Below are 17938 nucleotides of genomic sequence, written 5' to 3' on the forward strand. Positions count from 1 at the left end.
GCAGCCTGCGGCAGCTCCTACGCGAAGGGATATCGACCATGCAATGGATGTTCATGCTGATTGGGCTGGTGCTCGGCTGGCTGCTCGATGAGTCGTTCAGCGACGCCTTGATCGGTGCGCTGATCGGGCTGGGTGCTGGCCAGGCGTTTGTGCTGCAACGCTTGAATGCGCAAGCTTTGCAGCAGGGGCGTGAATTGAAGCTGGCCCAGGTGGCCTTGGGTGCGGTCGAGCAGCGCCTGGCCTCGCTGGAGGGCGGGGGCGTTGCTGCCGAGCCGCTCTCCCATGCCGAGGCTGTCCCGGCGCCAGCGCCTCAACTCGAGCCAACGCCTGCCGCGTCCGAGCTGGTCTGGGAGCTACCGCCTGAAATCAGCATGGCCCAAGCCAGTGTCGAGCCTGCACCGGTCGACCTGTGGACGCCCCAGCCTGAGCCATTCGCCGCTCCCCAGCCCCCGGCGCCTCGCGCGCCCAACTTGTTCGACCGCGCCATCGCCGGTGCGCGTGACTGGCTGTTTGGCGGCAACACGGTGCTGCGAGTGGGTGTGGTGCTGCTGTTCTTCGGCCTGGCGTTTCTGCTGCGTTACGCCACCGAGGGCATGGTGGTGCCGATCGAGTTGCGCTATGCCGGCGTTGCGGCGGCGGCCCTGGCCTTGCTGGGGCTGGGGTGGTGGCTGCGGCTGCGCAACACCCAGTACGCGTTGATCCTCCAGGGCACCGGGATTGCCGTGTTGTACCTCACCGTGTTCGCCGCCATGCGCTTGCACCCTTTGCTCGATCCGACGGCGGCCCTCGGCCTGCTGGTGGCGGTGACGGTGTTTTCGGCGATCCTGGCGATCACCCAGGACTCCCTGGCCCTGGCCTGCGCCGCGGCATTGGGCGGATTCGCCGCACCCATCCTGACCTCCACCGGTGCCGGCAACCATGTCGCGCTGTTCAGTTACTTCGCCCTGCTCAACGCCGGCATCCTCGGCATCGCCTGGTTCAAGGCCTGGCGCCTGCTGAACCTGATTGGCTTCGTCGGCACCTTCGGCATCGGCCTGGCCTGGGGCTTGCGCTCCTATACCCCGGAACTGCTGTGGAGCACCGAGCCGTTCCTGATGCTGTTCTTCCTGATGTACCTGGCCATCGGCCTGCTGTTCGCCCGGCGCAAGTTGCTGGAGATCAGCGACGCCCCGCTGGACGGCGACCGCGAAGCACTGCTGCATTGGTCGGCGCGCAAGGGCGACTACGTCGACGGCACGCTGCTGTTCGGCCCGCCGCTGGTGGGCTTTGGCTTGCAGTTCGCGCTGGTGCATCACCTGGAGTTCGCAGCGGCCTTCAGTGCGCTGCTGCTGGGTTTTATCTACATGGGCCTGGCCCGCGTACTCAGTGGCGGGCGCGCGCTGTTGCTGGGTGAGACGTGCCTGGCGCTGGGGGTGATCTTTGCCAGCCTGGCCATTCCCCTGGGTCTGGATGCACGTTGGACGGCCGCCGCTTGGGCCGTCGAAGGCCGGGTATCTATTGGCTCGGCTTGCGCCAGCAGCGGCCGCTGGCACGGGCCTTTGCCTTGCTGCTGCAGTTGGGCTCGGCGCTGGCATTTCTCAGCGAGCTGGATGTCGGCGTCAGCAGCCTGATCGAGGGGGCACCGCTGGGCGCCTTGATGCTCGGCCTGGCGTTGTTGTTCACCTTCTATCAGCTACGCGCTGCGGCACCTGGGCACAGCCATGCCTGGGAGCGCCAAGGCATGCCGGTATTGGCCTGCGCCGGCCTGACGTTCCTTTATCTGTTGGCACCGCTGTTCTTCTTCACCCAGGGCACGGCCATCAGTTGGGCCCTGGCGGGATTGGCGACCTTGTTCGTCGGCCTGCGCCTGCAATCGCGCACTTTCCTGTTCACCGCGTTTGCCGTGCAACTGCTCGGTGGCGTGCTGTTCCTGCTACGGCTGCAGGGTGCCAGCGGCGATTCGACGGCGGTGTTCAACACCGGCTGGAGCGGTCTGCTGGCCGCATCGTTGATTGGCCTGGCATTGATCGGCGGGATGCTGTTTGCCGCCCGCGACAGCATGGTGCGCAGCGATCTGCGCTTGCTGCGCGGCTTGTCACTGGTGTTGTTGGCGGGCCTGGCGCTGATCAACCTGGCGGTGTTGTTTGTCCTGCCCTGGCAAACTGCGAGCGCGGTGTGGGCCGCCAGTGGGGTGTTGATCATCTGGTTGAGCCTGTACTTGCAGCAGCGCCTGAGTTTTGTCTTTGGCCTGGTGCTGCAGGTGATCGGCGGCGCGGCGTTCCTGATCGCCGGCCCGGACTTGCTCGGGCCTCTGGATCACCAAGGCTTGCGGCCGCTGGCCCATGGCGGGTTCTGGACGCCCATGGTGCTGGGGCTGGCGGCGATGGTCGGGGCCTGGCGCTTGCAGGTGGGCAACCATGCCAGTGCGTTTGATGCCTTGAGCCTGCGGCGCTTGTCCGAGTTGCTGTTGGCGTGGGGCGCGGCCTGGTGGGCATTGGCCCTGCTGACCGAGGTGTTGCGTTTTGCGCCGGTGCAGTTGTCTGGCGCGCTGTTGCTGGGCTGCGCAGCGTTGAGTGTGGCGCTGTGGACTTGGCTGGCCTTGCGCCTGAACTGGTCGGCCCTGGGCATCCTGTGCACGCTGTTGATCCCGGCGGCCAGTCTGTTGTTGTGGGCGGCGTCCCATGGGCGTTATCACCCGGCGGCGAATTTCGGCTGGCTGGCGTGGGCGGCGGTGTTCGCCGTGCATTTCGTTTCGTTGCGGCGTCTGGCGCCGATGCTCGTGCAACCGGTGGCGAGCGTGGCTCATGTGCTGGGTTGCTGGCTGTTGATCGGGGTGTTGGCGCTGGAGTTACGCTACGGCCTGCTGGTGCTGTCCGAGCAGTACAATGCCTGGCGTTGGTTGGGCTGGGCGATTCTGCCGAGCCTGTACCTGGTGCTGATGGCCGCGCCACGTGCCTGGCCGTGGCCGGTGTCGGCCTATGCCCGCGAGTACCGGCTGTATGCCGCGCTGCCCTTGGCGGTGCTGATGCTGGGCTGGTTCTGGTTGGCCAACACGGTCAGCTCCGGCAACGCCGAGCCGTTGCCCTACGTGCCGCTACTGAACCCACTGGATATCGGCCTGCTGTTCGCCTTGTTCGGCGTCTATGCGTGGACGCGCAGTGCCCAGGGCCAATTGGCCATCCGCTTCGAGCACGCGGGGCTCGCCAGCGATGTTGTGGTTGGGGTGTCGCTGTTCGCGTTCTTCACCGCCGTGGTGATGCGCAGCGCCCACCATTGGGGTGGCGTGCCATATGAGCTGGATGCATTGCTCGGGTCGATGCTGGTGCAGGCCAGCCTGTCGCTGGTCTGGACCCTGATCGCCCTCGGCCTGATGATCGGCGGGCACCTGCGCAAACGTCGGGAAGTCTGGCTGGTGGGCGCGGCGCTGATCGCGCTGGTGGTGGCCAAACTGGTGTTTGTCGAGTTGAGCAACCGCGGTGGGCTGGCACGCATCGTGTCGTTCATTGGCGTTGGCGTATTGCTGCTGGTGGTCGGCTACTTTGCGCCGCTGCCGCCCAAACGAATCGAAGCTGCGCCTGAGCCGCATGAAGCGGCCAATGAATCTGAAGGAGTGTCGTCTTGAACATGATGTTGAGCCCGCGCTGGCTGGCTGTGCTTGGATGCTGCATGGTGCTGTCGGCGCAGGCCGCGCAAACCGCGGCGAACTTCGCCACTCACGTGCCGCTGACCCTCAGCGGCGAAGGCCCCTGGTACCGCCTCGATTTGCCCCTGGCCGTGCAACTGCACGCCCATCAGAGCGATCTGGCGGATGTGCGAGTGTTCAATGCCGCCGGTGAAGTGCAGGCCTATTCGCTGACGCGCGAGCAAGCGCCCAGTGGTGAGAGCCTGCAACTGCATGAGGTCAAGTGGTTCCCGTTGTACGACTCGGCCGATGCCGGCTCGGCGGTGCCGAACGTGCGTGTGTTGTCCAATGCCGCCGGCACCCTGGTGCAGGTGCAACCGTCCAGCCAGCTGGAGGCCGGTGAGGAAGTGCGCCGTGGCTGGCTGCTGGACGCCAGTGCAATCAAGGCGCCGTTGCAGCAATTGATCCTCGACTGGTCCAGCGAGCAGGACGGTTTCCAGCGATTCAGTATCGAAGCCAGTGACGATTTACAGAACTGGCAGGCCTGGGGCGAAGGGCAAGTGGCGCGCCTGTCGTTTGCCGACGAACGGGTTGAGCAGCATGAAGTCGCGCTGCCCGGTCAACGGGCGCGTTACCTGCGATTGCTGTGGCAAACCCCGCAGGCGGCCCCGGTACTGACCTCGGCGCTGTTGCAGAGCCTGACCACCAGCAGCCCGGCGCAGCCCCTGGTGTGGTCCGAGCCGGTGGCCGGCAGCCGTACCCCGGCCGGTGAATACACCTGGCAGTTGCCGATGGGCCTGCGTGTCGAACGCCTCCAGGTGCAATTGACCGAAGCCAACAGCCTGGCGCCGGTGTCGCTGGCCGGGCGTCGCGACGCCAGCCTGCCTTGGCAGACCGTGAGCAGCGGTTTGCTCTACCGCCTGACCCAGAACGGCCAGGACGTGGTGCAAGACCAGTTGCAACTGCCAGGGCAGGTGGTGCAGCAGTTGAAATTGACCGTCGATGATCGCGGTGGCGGTTTGGGTGCCGAGGCGCCCAGCGTGCGTTATGCGGTGCGCGCGACCCAGTTGGTATTCCTCGCCCGGGGTGCCGGGCCTTACCGCCTGGCACTGGGCAGCAGCAGTGAAAAAACCGCGAGCCTGCCGTTGGCTACCCTGATCCCGGACATCAGCCCCAAGCGCCTGGAGAGTCTCGGCCAGGCCCGGATCGAGGAGGGGACGCTGGTGACTCCGCCGATCGTAGCGCCGCCTCTGGCCCAAGGAACCGACTGGAAGAAGCTGGGCCTGTGGGCTGTACTGTTGCTCAGCGTGCTGTTCCTGGCGGCCATGGCCTTCAGTTTGTTACGCAAACCGGCGGTCAAGCCCTGATCCCAATCTACGTTTTTGCTACTACGCTCAACCCGGCGCATGAACTCTGTCAGGCGAATCTCGTCTGATAAGAGCAATTGCGTAACGACTCGCGTTAAACTGCGCGGGTTTTTAGCCCCCACTTCTCCGGAGCCTTACATGTCCCGCGTTACCCTGAGTCGCTATTTGATCGAGCAGACCCGTAGCAACAACACTCCTGCCGATCTGCGTTTCCTGATCGAAGTAGTGGCGCGAGCTTGCAAGGAAATCAGCCACGCCGTCTCCAAAGGCGCCCTGGGCGGTGTTCTGGGCAGCATGGGCACTGAAAACGTGCAAGGCGAAGTGCAGAAGAAGCTCGACGTGATCTCCAACGAGATCCTGCTCGAAGCCAACGAATGGGGCGGTCACCTGGCCGGCATGGCGTCCGAAGAAATGGACAATGCCTACCAGATCCCGGGCAAGTACCCGAAAGGCGCATACCTGCTGGTATTCGACCCACTGGACGGTTCGTCGAACATCGACATCAACGCCCCGGTCGGCACGATCTTCTCGGTACTGCGTTGCCCGAACGAGTACCTGACCCAGAACGAACCCCTGAATGAAAAAGCCTTCCTGCAGCCAGGCACCCAGCAGGTAGCTGCCGGTTATGCCATCTATGGTCCACAGACCATGCTGGTGCTGACCCTGGGCGACGGCGTCAAGGGCTTCACCCTGGACCGCGAAATGGGCAGCTTCGTCCTGACCCACGAAGACATCACCATTCCTGCGGCCACTCAGGAATTCGCCATCAACATGTCCAACCAGCGTCACTGGGAAGCTCCGGTACAACGCTACGTGGAAGAGTTGCTGGCTGGCGAAGAAGGCCCGCTGAAAAAGAACTACAACATGCGTTGGGTTGCCGCGATGGTCGCGGACGTGCACCGCATCCTGACCCGTGGCGGTCTGTTCATGTACCCGCGCGACAGCCGCGAGCCGTCCAAGCCGGGCAAGCTGCGCCTGATGTACGAAGCCAACCCGATGTCGTTCCTGGTGGAACAGGCTGGCGGTGCGTCCACCGACGGTCACCAGCGCATCCTCGACATCCAGCCCGATGGCCTGCACCAGCGCGTAGCGGTGTTCCTCGGTTCGAAAGAAGAAGTCGAACGCGCCACGGCTTACCACAAGGAATAAACCATGACCGCGCCTTGGTTGCCGTTGCTCCAATGGTGGTTCGGTACAGCCGACAACCCCAACGAAGTGGCGGCGCAACAGGGCGGTCTGTGGTTCGGCAAGCGTGACAGCCAGGACCGTGAGGCGCGTGAGCGTTTTGCGGACCTGGTGGACCAGGCACTGGCCGGCGGATTGACCGAGTGGACGCAACGTCCCGAAGGTTGGCTGGCCCTGGTGTTGTTGCTCGACCAATTGCCGCGCATGATCTATCGCGATACCCCCGCTGCATTTTCCGGTGACCTGCGTGCCCAGCAGCTTGTGGCGCAAGGCATAGCCGCGGATTTCGATCGGCAGTTGCCAGCGATCCAGCGCGTCTTTATCTACCTGGTGTTCGAGCACTGCGAGCATCTGGCGGTGCAGAACGAGGCGATTTCGCGTTTTGCCGACTTGCTGGCCGAGCAGCCCCAGGCACAGCGCGAGGTGTTTGCCGATAACCTCGATTACGCCGAACGGCATCAAAAGATCATCTCGCGGTTTGGCCGCTTTCCCCATCGCAATGCGATCCTGGGGCGTGAGAGTACGCCCGAAGAGGTCGCGTTTTTGCGTGAGCCGGGGTCGCGGTTCTAGCTTTTTGTTGTTGCTGATGCCGCCATCGCGGACAAGCCGCAAGCGGGCGCCCGCTCCCACAGAGATCCCTGTGGGAGCGGGCTTGCCCGCGATGAGGTCGGTGACAGCACCCTGGATCCGCAAACTCCCCACCAATTGCTGAAGCTCTTCGATCATCTTTTGCACTGACTGCGCCACGACGGCAAAGATGAGACGGGTTTGGCAAAAAACGACGAAATGTCGTACACCGCAAAAAGGTGTCCGATTCGAGCCTTGAGCGTCGATCTGACCGTTCAAGAAATACCCGCCTGCGGTGGGAACCAGATGGGCGATTTCTCTTCTAAGCTTTTGGTTGGCAGCCATGCCAGCGTCTCTTTCCAGGAGTTTCACCATGTCGCTGCGATCTATCGCCTTGCTGTCGTTTTGCGTGCTGTTGGCCGCATGCAGCAAGGTCAACCAGGAAAACTACTCGAAACTTTCGGCGGGCATGCCCAAGGCCGAGGTCGAAACCCTGCTGGGCAAACCGGCCGATTGTTCTGGCGCATTGGGGATGTCCAGCTGCACCTGGGGCGACAAGAACAGCTTTATCAGCGTGCAGTTTGCCGGTGACAAAGTGTTGATGTTTTCCGGGCAAGGCCTGAAGTAAACCGGGGCCAAGCGCCCACGGGAGAAAAATAATGATGCGGTTTGTATTAGTTCTTTTAGCCGGTCTGTTCTTGGCCGGCTGTGCCACCTCTGGCGATGATTCGCTGGCACCGAAAACGGCCAATAACGTCAACCTCAAGCGTTACCAGGGCAAATGGTACGAGTTGGCGCGCATGCCCATGTACTTCCAGCGCAACTGCGCCCAGTCCGAGGCCCATTACGCCCTCAAGCCTGACGGCGACATGGACGTGCTCAACCGCTGCCTGACGCCAGAATGGACCTGGGAAGAAGCCCGGGGCACGGCGACGCCGCAGGTGCCGGGCAAGACCGACAAGCTGTGGGTGAATTTCGATAACTGGTTTACCCGCCTGTTGCCGGGAGTGGTCAAGGGCGATTACTGGGTGCTGTACGTCAGCGATGACTATCAGACCGCGATCGTCGGCAACCCCAACCGCCGCTACCTCTGGCTGCTGTCACGCAAGCCGGAGGTCAACGCCGAGACCCGTGAAGAACTGCTGAGCAGGGCGCGTCAGCAGGGCTACGACACCACTCGCCTGATCTGGCGTGTGTCGGATACGCGGATGGCCAAGACCTCGAAGTAACCGTAGAAACGAGGCTTGCCCGCGATGGCGAATGTGTCGCCGCCATCGTGGGCAAGCCTTGCTCCTGCAAGAGCGGGTATCAGCCCAGCAGGTCGCGCAACACCTGGGTAAACGCCCGGTTGCTCTCTTCTTCGCCAGCATGATGGCCGTCACGCACCACCCACTTGCCGTTGACCAGCACGTCGCGGACCTGACGGTCGCCGCCAGCAAACAGCCAGCGGTTGAGAATGGCGTCGCCACTGGCGGTCGCCAGGTAAGGATCATTGCCATCGAGCACCAGCCAATCGGCGCGCTTGCCGACCTCAAGGGCGCCAATCGGTTGGCCCAGCGCCTGCGCGCCGCCATCGAGCGCGGCGTCGTACAGGGTGCGACCGACCATCGGTTGCTCGGCGCCATACAGGCGGTTACGGCGTTGATCGCGCAGGCGCTGGCCGTATTCCAGCCAGCGTAATTCCTCGACCACACTCAACGACACATGGCTGTCGGAACCGATACCCATGCGTCCGCCCTGGGCGAGGAAGTCCACGGCCGGGAAAATTCCGTCGCCCAGGTTGGCTTCGGTGGTCAGGCACAGGCCGGCGATGGCGCGGCTTTTCGCCATCAAACTGACTTCTTCCGGATTGGCATGGGTCGCGTGCACCAGGCACCAGCGCTGATCGACCTCGGTGTTTTCATACAGCCATTGCAGCGGTCGGCGACCGCTCCAGGCCAGGCAGTCGTCGACTTCCTTCTGCTGTTCGGCGATGTGGATATGTACCGGGCACTGCTGGTCGCTGGCGGCCAGCACGTCGCTGATCTGCTGTGGTGTCACCGCACGCAACGAGTGGAAACACAAACCCAGGCGCTGTGCCGGCTGTTGCGCCACGATCGGCTGCAAGCGAGCCTGCAGGTCGAGGTAGTTTTGCGTGCTGTTGATAAAGCGGCGCTGGCCGTCGTTCGGCGCCTGGCCACCAAAACCGGAATGGCTGTACAGCACCGGCAACAGGGTCAGGCCGATACCGGCGGCGCTGGCGGCCTGGCTGATCTGCAGCGACAGCTCGGCCGGGTCGGCATACGCCTGGCCATTGTGATCGTGGTGCACATAGTGGAATTCGGCGACCGAGGTGTAGCCGCACTTGAGCATTTCGATGTACAGCTGGCGGGCAATCACACCCAACTGATCGGGGCTGATTTTTCCGACGAGGCGATACATCAGGTCGCGCCAGGTCCAGAAACTGTCGTTCGGATTGCCCGCTACTTCTGCCAGCCCAGCCATCGCCCGCTGGAACGCATGGGAGTGCAGGTTGGGCATGCCCGGCAGCAGCGGGCCACTCAGTTGCTCCGCGCCTTGTGCGCTTGCATCGGCCTGGATGTGGGTCAGCAGGCCATCGGCGCCGACCTCAAGACGTACATTGTTGGCCCATCCGTTAGGCAGTAGCGCGCGCTCGGCAAAGAAGGCGGACATGGTTCAGCACCCCATCGTGTGTTATTTGTATATACATATACAGACGTTTGCCTGCTCGGTAAACTCCGGCAAGCTAGTGACTTTCATCCATCAACAAGGATTTCCTGTGCCGACTCCGCCCGCAGTATCGACGCTGAGTGCCAACCTGGGCGACAGTCCGGCGCCCTTGTACGCACGCGTCAAACAGATGATCACCCAGCAGATCGACAGTGGAAACTGGCCGCCGCACTACCGTGTGCCGTCGGAAAGCGAGCTGGTCAGCCAGTTGGGTTTCAGCCGCATGACCATCAACCGCGCCCTGCGCGAGATGACGGCCGACGGCTTGTTGGTGCGCATGCAGGGCGTCGGCACCTTTGTCGCCGAACCCAAGAGCCAGTCCGCTCTGTTTGAAGTGCACAACATTGCCGATGAGATCGCCTCCCGTGGCCACCGCCACACCTGCAAGGTGATCACCCTGGAAGAAGAGGCTGCCGGTTCCGAGCGTGCGCTGGCGCTGGACATGCGCGAAGGGCAGAAGGTCTTCCACTCGCTGATCGTGCATTTCGAGAACGATATTCCGGTGCAGATCGAAGATCGCTTCGTCAACGCCCTGGTGGCGCCGGACTACCTCAAGCAAGACTTCACCCAACAAACGCCATACGCCTACCTGAACCAGGTGGCGCCCCTGACCGAGGGCGAGCACGTGGTCGAGGCGATCCTGGCCGAGTCCAGCGAGTGCAAGTTGCTGCAAATCGAAAAGGGCGAGCCCTGCCTGCTGATTCGTCGGCGCACCTGGTCGGGCCGCCAGCCGGTGACTGCCGCTCGCCTGATCCACCCCGGTTCCCGTCATCGCCTGGAAGGGCGGTTTCATAAATAAGACACGAGGCACCCATGAGTCAGTTGAAGGTCTTGCGCGCGGCCGACTATCCGCGCATGCCGTGGAAGAATGGCGGCGGTAGCACTGAAGAAATCACCCGCGATGCGGGCACCGGCCTGGACGGTTTCGGCTGGCGCCTGTCGATTGCCGATATCGGCGAGTCGGGCGGCTTCTCTACCTTCGCCGGTTATCAGCGGGTGATTACCGTGCTGCAAGGCGCGGGCATGCGCTTGACGGTCGACGGCGAGGACACGCGCCCACTGTTACCGCTGGATCCCTTTGCCTTCAGCGGCGAGAGCCAGGTGTCGTGCACCCTGCTGGGTGGCGCGATCCGCGACTTCAACCTGATCTATGCGCCGCAGCGTTATAGTGCGCGGCTGCAGTGGTTGGAGGGTGAGCAGCGTTTCTTTACTGCAGCGGGCAGCGTGTTGGTGTTCAGTGTCACCGAGCAACTTGAAGTCAGGCTGAGTGAAGGTCCCCAGCAACTGGGTCGCCATGATTGCCTGCAACTGGACGCTAACCGCGGCTTGCTGGAAATTTCCGTCAATGGCCCCTGCTGCGTGATCGAGTTGACGCAGCACCGGTAATGCCGGTTATTCCCGTTCGAGGGTGAAGCCTCGAACGGTGTCTTCCAGCTCACTCGACATCCGTTTGAGCGCATGAGTGGTTGTCACGACGTCCTGTTGTGCCGAGACATTTTCCTCAACACGCTGGGCGACGGTTTCCACATTGCGCGCGACGTCCTCACTGGCTACACGTTGCTCCTGCAAGGCGTGGGAAATCTGCCTGACCGCGTCGAGTGACTGATCCAGCGCGCCTTTTACATCATTCATCGATGCGCCAGCACTGTCGATCAGTTGCTGGCCCTGAAGCACCCGCTCACGACCGGCGCTCATGCTGTTGTTCGCTTTGCGCATGCCGCTCTGGATCGTACTCACCAGCTTCACGATCTCGGCGGTGGAGCGGGTCGTGCGGATCGCCAGCTCGCGTACTTCTTCGGCGACTACGGCAAACCCGCGGCCTTGGTCCCCGGCCCGGGCGGCCTCGATGGCGGCATTGAGTGCGAGCAGGTTGGTTTGTTCGGCGATGCTGTGGATCACGTCGACGATTTTCCCGATGGAATTGGAATGCAGGGTCAGTTGATCGAGATCGCTCGATGTCTGGGTCACCAACTGCGCGATTTGCTGCATTTCGATGATGGATCGGTCCATGGTGGCAATGCCCTGGACGGTGATCTGTTCGGCTTTTTGCGTGGTATCGCGCGCTTGTACGGCACTCTCGGCGATGTGGGTGATGTTGGCCGACATCTGTTCAGCGGCCGCGGCAATCGAAGACGCTGCACTGGTTTGTTCGGCGGCCTGTTTCAGGCCTTGCTCGGACGAGGTGCCGAGGCTTTTCGTCGAGGCCTCGATGTGCCGCGAGGCCTCGCGAATTTTGCCGATCATGGTACGCAGGCTGCGCCGCATCGCCTCGACGGACTGCATGACCCCCGTAGTGGTTGCGGTGATGGTTGGCGGATCGAAGAGCTGGCCCTGAGCGATGTGCGTGCTGATGGCGGCCAGTTCGTGAGGCTCGGCACCGAGGTAGCGCAGCAGTCTGGCGCAAAATATCGCGGCGTAGAGGCTGGCGAACAGCAGCGTCAGCGCCAGGACTATAGCCTCCAGCTTCATATAGAAATCGTAGCGGGCGTGACTGAACTCGTACTGTTTTCGGGCCTCTTGCAGTTGAACGTCGGTCAGTTGCGAAAACAGTGAGGTCAACGGGTCGATCAAGGGGTAGAGCTGTCGGGCGGCGAAGCGCTCCAGGTTCGGGTTTGAGATTGAGAGGTCCCTACTGTTCAGTAGCGCCTGCAAATGCCGCAGCGGAGCTTCGGTTGCCTGCATCAGCGGGGTGATTTCGTCGATCAGTTGCACTTCGTCGGCAATCAAGTGCGTCGACTGGTAGTTGAGCCAGAGTTGTTCGATCTCCGGCAGCGCCAGGCTGATCTGCTCCGCCGCTTGTGCTGCGGTGTAGATGCCGTCCCGGGCCTTGTGTATGGCGTCGACGATCTGCACGGAATACAGCGCGGAAATTTTCTTCAAGTCTTGCAGCGGGATGACCCGGTCGAGGTAGACCGTCTCCAGTCCCTGGACTGTGGAGCGCATCCCGTACAGCCCGAGTGCGCCGATGCACATCAAGCTGGTCAGCAGGGTGCCGGCAAGCAGTAGGAGATGGGTTCTGACTTTCCACTGTTTCATTGCGGGTTCTCGCAGGAGTGACTTCAGGGGGTGGTCATGAAGTCGGCGGGGATCAGCGGCGGTAGAGTCGGACGCATCTAATGAGGTTGTAGGGTGTTTCTGGAATGCGCTGAATTGGGCACTACGTGTTACCGAACGCCCCACCGTGGCGAAAAACCATGTTGCAGTAACATCGGGCATGCCCTCGAAAAACTCCCCACGAAAAAAATCATCCGCGCCAGAGCCCTTGTTCCTGGCGCTCTCCAGCCATTTCAGGGTTTTTCTTGAATGCTTGTCCAGCAAGTTGGCCGCTCGATTGCATATGCTTGTATGTACAAGTAAAGACGTATGCGTATGAGTCACGAAGACTCGACCATCGTCCACAGATTCGCTGGTGTGCATCGTTGTTCGCCGGCTTGCTCGCCCGCCGCCTGGGTTGGTTTGGATTGATTGCTGAGGAGTTCTGTTCGTGACCGAGAATAAGCCTACGAAATACCGTGACGTTGAAATCCGCGCTGCCCGCGGTAACAAGCTGACCGCCAAGAGCTGGCTGACTGAAGCGCCGCTGCGCATGTTGATGAACAACCTCGACCCGGAAGTTGCCGAGAACCCTAAAGAACTGGTGGTTTACGGCGGTATCGGTCGCGCAGCGCGTAACTGGGAATGCTACGACAAGATCGTCGAAAGCCTGACCAACCTGAATGACGACGAGACCCTGCTGGTGCAATCCGGCAAGCCGGTCGGCGTATTCAAGACTCACGCCAACGCCCCGCGCGTACTGATCGCCAACTCCAACCTGGTGCCACACTGGGCCAGCTGGGAACACTTCAACGAACTGGATGCCAAGGGCCTGGCCATGTACGGCCAGATGACCGCCGGCAGCTGGATCTACATCGGCAGCCAGGGCATCGTCCAAGGCACCTACGAAACCTTCGTCGAAGCCGGCCGCCAACACTACAACGCTGACCTCAAAGGCCGTTGGGTGCTGACCGCAGGCCTGGGCGGCATGGGTGGCGCCCAGCCTCTGGCTGCAACCCTGGCTGGCGCTTGCTCGCTGAACATCGAATGCCAGCAAGTGAGCATCGACTTCCGCCTGAACAGCCGTTATGTCGATGAGCAAGCCACCGACCTCGACGACGCGCTGGCACGCATCGAAAAATACACCAAGGAAGGCAAGGCGATTTCCATCGCGCTGCTGGGCAACGCGGCAGAGATCCTGCCGGAACTGGTCAAGCGTGGCGTACGCCCGGACATGGTCACCGACCAGACCAGCGCCCACGACCCACTGAACGGCTACCTGCCGGCCGGCTGGACCTGGGAAGAGTACCGCGCCCGTGCCAAGACCGAGCCGGCTGCCGTGGTCAAAGCCGCCAAGCAATCGATGGCGGTGCACGTCAAGGCGATGCTCGACTTCCAGAAAATGGGGATTCCGACCTTCGACTACGGCAACAACATCCGTCAGATGGCGCAAGAAGAAGGCGTGGAAAACGCCTTCGACTTCCCAGGCTTCGTACCGGCCTACATCCGTCCGCTGTTCTGCCGTGGCATCGGCCCGTTCCGTTGGGCTGCACTGTCGGGCAACGCGCAAGACATCTACAAGACCGACGCCAAGGTCAAGGAACTGATCCCGGACGACGCGCACCTGCACAACTGGCTGGACATGGCGCGCGAGCGCATCAGCTTCCAGGGTCTGCCGGCACGTATCTGCTGGGTTGGCCTGGGCCTGCGCGCCAAGCTGGGCCTGGCGTTCAACGAAATGGTGCGCAGCGGCGAGCTGTCGGCACCGATCGTGATCGGCCGCGACCACCTGGACTCCGGTTCGGTATCGAGCCCGAACCGCGAAACCGAATCGATGCAGGACGGTTCCGATGCCGTGTCCGACTGGCCACTGCTCAACGCCCTGCTCAACACCGCGAGCGGCGCGACCTGGGTTTCCCTGCACCACGGCGGCGGCGTCGGCATGGGCTTCTCCCAGCACTCGGGCATGGTGATCGTCTGCGACGGTACCGACGAAGCGGCTGAGCGTATCGCTCGTGTCCTGCACAACGACCCGGCCACTGGCGTAATGCGCCACGCCGACGCCGGTTACCAGATCGCGATCGACTGCGCCAAAGAACAGGGCCTGAACCTGCCGATGATCACCGGCCAGTAACGCACTACCCGCAGGAGCCGGCGGGCAGCCAGCTCCTGCATCAGTGATGTCGGCAGAGATTGCTTGTGCAGGCTGAAAACCGTGGATTAATGACCATGCTGTTGAAAGACCCGGCCTCGCTGCAAGAGACATTTGCCGATTTGTACTGACTTCTAACCAAGACCAGCGTGCCAAGGCGCCACCCCTCAAAAGCGGGAAGCGACGGACAACGGATACTTCCGGAGCGTCTGGTTAATAAACTCTCAAAAGGAGAATGAATGTGACTGCGCTGAACCTAATCCCAGGCCAACTGAGCCTTGCCCAACTGCGTGCCGTGTATCAGCAGCCGGTGCGTGTGACCCTGGACGACAGTGCTTCGGCACAGATCGACGCCAGCGTGGCCTGCGTGGAACAGATCCTCGCGGAAAACCGCACCGCCTACGGCATCAACACCGGTTTCGGCCTGCTGGCCTCGACCCGCATTGCCAGCGAAGACCTGGAAAACCTGCAGCGCTCCCTGGTGCTGTCCCACGCCGCCGGTGTTGGCGAGCCGATCAGCGATGCGCTGGTGCGCCTGATCATGGTGCTCAAGGTCAACAGCCTGAGCCGTGGTTTCTCCGGTATTCGCCGGGTGGTGATCGACGCCTTGATCACCCTGATCAATGCCGAGGTGTACCCGCACATCCCGCTCAAAGGCTCGGTCGGTGCATCCGGTGACCTCGCGCCCCTGGCCCACATGTCGCTGGTCCTGCTGGGCGAAGGCAAGGCCCGTTACAAGGGTGAATGGCTGGAAGCGACCGAGGCGCTGAAAGTCGCCGGCCTGGCGCCGCTGACCCTGGCTGCCAAAGAAGGCCTGGCGCTGCTGAACGGCACCCAGGTATCGACGGCCTACGCCCTGCGTGGTCTGTTTGAAGGTGAAGATCTGTTCGCCGGTGCCCTGGCACTGGGCGGCCTGACCGTGGAAGCCGTGCTGGGTTCGCGCTCGCCGTTTGACGCACGCATCCACGCTGCCCGTGGCCAGAAGGGCCAGATCGACGCGGCCGCAGCCTACCGCGACCTGCTGGGCGAGCGCAGTGAAGTGTCTGATTCGCACCAGAACTGCGACAAGGTCCAGGACCCGTACTCCCTGCGTTGCCAGCCGCAAGTCATGGGCGCCTGCCTGACCCAGTTCCGCCAGGCCGCTGAAGTGCTGGCCGTCGAAGCCAACGCCGTGTCCGACAACCCGCTGGTTTTCGCCAGCGAAGGCGATGTGATCTCCGGCGGCAACTTCCACGCCGAGCCAGTGGCGATGGCCGCTGACAACATGGCCCTGGCCATCGCGGAAATCGGCTCCCTGAGCGAGCGCCGCATTTCGTTGATGATGGACAAGCACATGTCGCAACTGCCGCCGTTCCTGGTGGCCAACGGTGGCGTCAACTCCGGCTTCATGATCGCCCAGGTGACTGCGGCGGCCCTGGCCAGCGAAAACAAGGCCCTGGCGCACCCGCATTCGGTAGATAGCCTGCCGACTTCGGCCAACCAGGAAGACCACGTGTCCATGGCCCCGGCGGCAGGTAAGCGCCTGTGGGAAATGGCTGAAAACACCCGTGGCGTTCTCGCAGTCGAGTGGCTGGCTGCCTGCCAGGGCCTGGACCTGCGCGACGGCCTGAAAACCTCGTCGAAACTGGAAAAAGCCCGCAGCACCTTGCGCGCCAAAGTGCCGTTCTACGAGAAGGACCGCTTCTTCGCGCCGGACATCAACGCCGCCAGCGAGCTGCTGGCTTCGCGTTGCTTGAATGAACTGGTGACGGCGAAGTTGCTGCCGAGCCTGTAAGCGCCCCATCGCGGGCAAGCCGGCTCCCACAAGGATTGCGCTGAACCTGTGGGAGCAGGTTTGCCTGCGAATCGATTTGCTTCGACAAAAATAATAGGGACGAGCAATGCAACAGCCAGACAAAGGCTTGAAACGCGGGCTATCCGCCCGACATATTCGCTTCATGGCACTGGGGTCGGCGATCGGCACCGGGCTTTTCTACGGTTCCGCCTCGGCCATCCAGATGGCCGGGCCGGCCGTGCTGCTGGCCTACCTGATTGGTGGCGCAGCGGTGTTCATGGTCATGCGCGCCCTGGGCGAGATGGCCGTGCACAACCCGGTCTCGGGTTCCTTTGGCCATTACGCCAGCACCTACCTGGGGCCCATGTCCGGCTTCATCCTGGGCTGGACCTACGCCTTCGAGATGATCATCGTCTGCCTGGCCGACGTCACGGCCTTCGGCATCTACATGGGCTTCTGGTTCCCGGAAGTCGCGCGCTGGATCTGGGTGCTGGGCATCGTGCTGCTGATCGGCGGGCTGAACCTGTGCAACGTCAAGGTCTTCGGCGAGATGGAGTTCTGGCTGTCGCTGCTGAAAGTCGCCGCCATCGTCGCGATGATCCTCGGCGGTTTTGGCATCATGCTCTTCGGCATCGGCACGGCCAGCACTGAAACGGCTCCCGGCCTGAGCAACCTGTGGGCCCACGGTGGTTTCATGCCTAATGGCATCGGCGGTGTGATTGCCTCCCTGGCGGTGGTGATGTTCGCATTCGGCGGCATCGAGATCATCGGTATCACTGCCGGTGAAGCCAAGGACCCACAACGGGTGATTCCACGGGCGATCAATGCGGTGCCCCTGCGGATCCTGCTGTTCTACGTGCTGACCCTGTTTGTGTTGATGGCGATCTACCCATGGCCACAGATTGGCAGCCAGGGCAGCCCGTTCGTGCAGATCTTCGACAGCCTGGGCATCGGCGCGGCGGCAACTGTGCTTAACATCGTGGTGATCTCGGCGGCAGTATCGGCGATCAACAGCGATATCTTCGGTGCCGGACGCATGATGTACGGCCTGGCGCAGCAGGGCCACGCACCCAAGGGGTTTGCCCAGCTGTCGAAACAGGGCGTGCCGTGGATGACCGTGGTGGTCATGGGCGCAGCGTTGCTGGGCGGCGTGGTGTTGAACTACCTGATCCCCAAGGATGTGTTCCTGGTGATCGCCTCGATCGCGACTTTCGCCACCGTCTGGGTATGGTTGATGATCCTGGTGACCCAAGTGGCCATGCGTCGTTCGATGACCCGCGAGCAAGTCGCCGAGCTGAAATTCCCGGTACCGTTCTGGCCTTATGCGCCGGCGGCCGCGATAGTGTTCATGCTGTTTGTATTTGGTGTGCTGGGTTACTTCCCGAGCACCCAGGCAGCGCTGGTAGTCGGTGCGGTGTGGATCGTCTTGCTGGTGATTGCTTATAAATTGTGGGTCAAGCCGGCTGCCCCAACGGCGGTCGAGGTGAGTCGCGACCCTTCCATGTCCCATCGATAACCTAACGGAGGCC

At 62.4% G+C, this 17938-nt stretch carries 12 protein-coding genes and 1 pseudogene; 11 read left to right on the forward strand and 2 right to left on the reverse strand.

All coding sequences use genetic code 11. The features are described 5' to 3' along the window. The first annotated feature begins 38 nt into the window (after positions 1-38). From PspS04_RS01540 to PspS04_RS01565, 6 genes and pseudogenes are all read left to right on the forward strand, one after another. A pseudogene (locus PspS04_RS01540) lies at positions 39-3601 on the forward strand (DUF2339 domain-containing protein). Next, positions 3598-4968 carry a DUF3999 domain-containing protein gene (locus PspS04_RS01545; protein ID WP_414861962.1) on the forward strand — a complete coding sequence of 457 codons (1371 nt, stop codon included), beginning with the start codon at positions 3598-3600 and terminating at the stop codon, positions 4966-4968. The pseudogene PspS04_RS01540 and the gene PspS04_RS01545 overlap by 4 nt, the downstream one beginning before the upstream one ends. A gap of 138 nt (positions 4969-5106) precedes the next feature. Continuing rightward, positions 5107-6117, forward strand: a complete 1011-nt coding sequence (locus tag PspS04_RS01550) for a class 1 fructose-bisphosphatase (protein ID WP_095167333.1) — start codon at positions 5107-5109, stop codon at positions 6115-6117. Positions 6118-6120: 3 nt separating this feature from the next. Then, positions 6121-6723: a DUF924 family protein gene (locus PspS04_RS01555; protein WP_159993228.1), complete on the forward strand. Its 603-nt coding sequence runs from the start codon at positions 6121-6123 to the stop codon at positions 6721-6723. 370 nt (positions 6724-7093) lie between these two features. Continuing rightward, complete coding sequence (locus PspS04_RS01560) at positions 7094-7348, forward strand: hypothetical protein (protein ID WP_095167330.1); 255 nt, start codon at positions 7094-7096, stop codon at positions 7346-7348. A 31-nt stretch (positions 7349-7379) separates the two neighbouring features. Beyond that, positions 7380-7949 carry a lipocalin family protein gene (locus PspS04_RS01565; protein WP_095167329.1) on the forward strand — a complete coding sequence of 190 codons (570 nt, stop codon included), beginning with the start codon at positions 7380-7382 and terminating at the stop codon, positions 7947-7949. Between the two features lie 79 nt (positions 7950-8028). Here the strand turns inward: PspS04_RS01565 and PspS04_RS01570 are convergent, their stop codons facing one another. Continuing rightward, positions 8029-9393, reverse strand: coding sequence for a formimidoylglutamate deiminase (locus PspS04_RS01570; protein WP_095167328.1), 1365 nt, complete (start codon positions 9391-9393; stop codon positions 8029-8031). Between the two features lie 187 nt (positions 9394-9580). Here PspS04_RS01570 and hutC point away from each other — a divergent pair, with 187 nt between their 5' ends. After that, positions 9581-10249: a histidine utilization repressor gene (gene hutC / locus PspS04_RS01575; RefSeq protein ID WP_232534619.1), complete on the forward strand. Its 669-nt coding sequence runs from the start codon at positions 9581-9583 to the stop codon at positions 10247-10249. 14 nt (positions 10250-10263) lie between these two features. Then, entirely contained in the window at positions 10264-10836 is a 573-nt protein-coding gene (locus PspS04_RS01580; RefSeq protein ID WP_159993230.1) for a HutD/Ves family protein, read from the forward strand. A 6-nt stretch (positions 10837-10842) separates the two neighbouring features. Here PspS04_RS01580 and PspS04_RS01585 read toward each other — a convergent pair whose 3' ends face one another. Next, positions 10843-12486: a methyl-accepting chemotaxis protein gene (locus PspS04_RS01585; protein ID WP_159998712.1), complete on the reverse strand. Its 1644-nt coding sequence runs from the start codon at positions 12484-12486 to the stop codon at positions 10843-10845. A 448-nt stretch (positions 12487-12934) separates the two neighbouring features. Here PspS04_RS01585 and hutU point away from each other — a divergent pair, with 448 nt between their 5' ends. The 3 genes from hutU to PspS04_RS01600 all read left to right on the forward strand — a co-directional run bounded on the left by hutU (position 12935) and on the right by PspS04_RS01600 (position 17925). Continuing rightward, positions 12935-14617: a urocanate hydratase gene (gene hutU / locus PspS04_RS01590; RefSeq protein WP_159993232.1), complete on the forward strand. Its 1683-nt coding sequence runs from the start codon at positions 12935-12937 to the stop codon at positions 14615-14617. A 253-nt stretch (positions 14618-14870) separates the two neighbouring features. Next, a complete protein-coding gene (gene hutH / locus PspS04_RS01595; RefSeq protein ID WP_095167320.1) occupies positions 14871-16409 on the forward strand; it encodes a histidine ammonia-lyase in 1539 nt (512 codons plus the stop codon). Between the two features lie 106 nt (positions 16410-16515). Next, complete coding sequence (locus tag PspS04_RS01600; protein ID WP_095167318.1) at positions 16516-17925, forward strand: amino acid permease; 1410 nt, start codon at positions 16516-16518, stop codon at positions 17923-17925. Positions 17926-17938 lie beyond the last annotated feature (13 nt).

It is taken from the genome of Pseudomonas sp. S04, assembly GCF_009834545.1.
Classification (GTDB): Bacteria; Pseudomonadota; Gammaproteobacteria; order Pseudomonadales; family Pseudomonadaceae; genus Aquipseudomonas.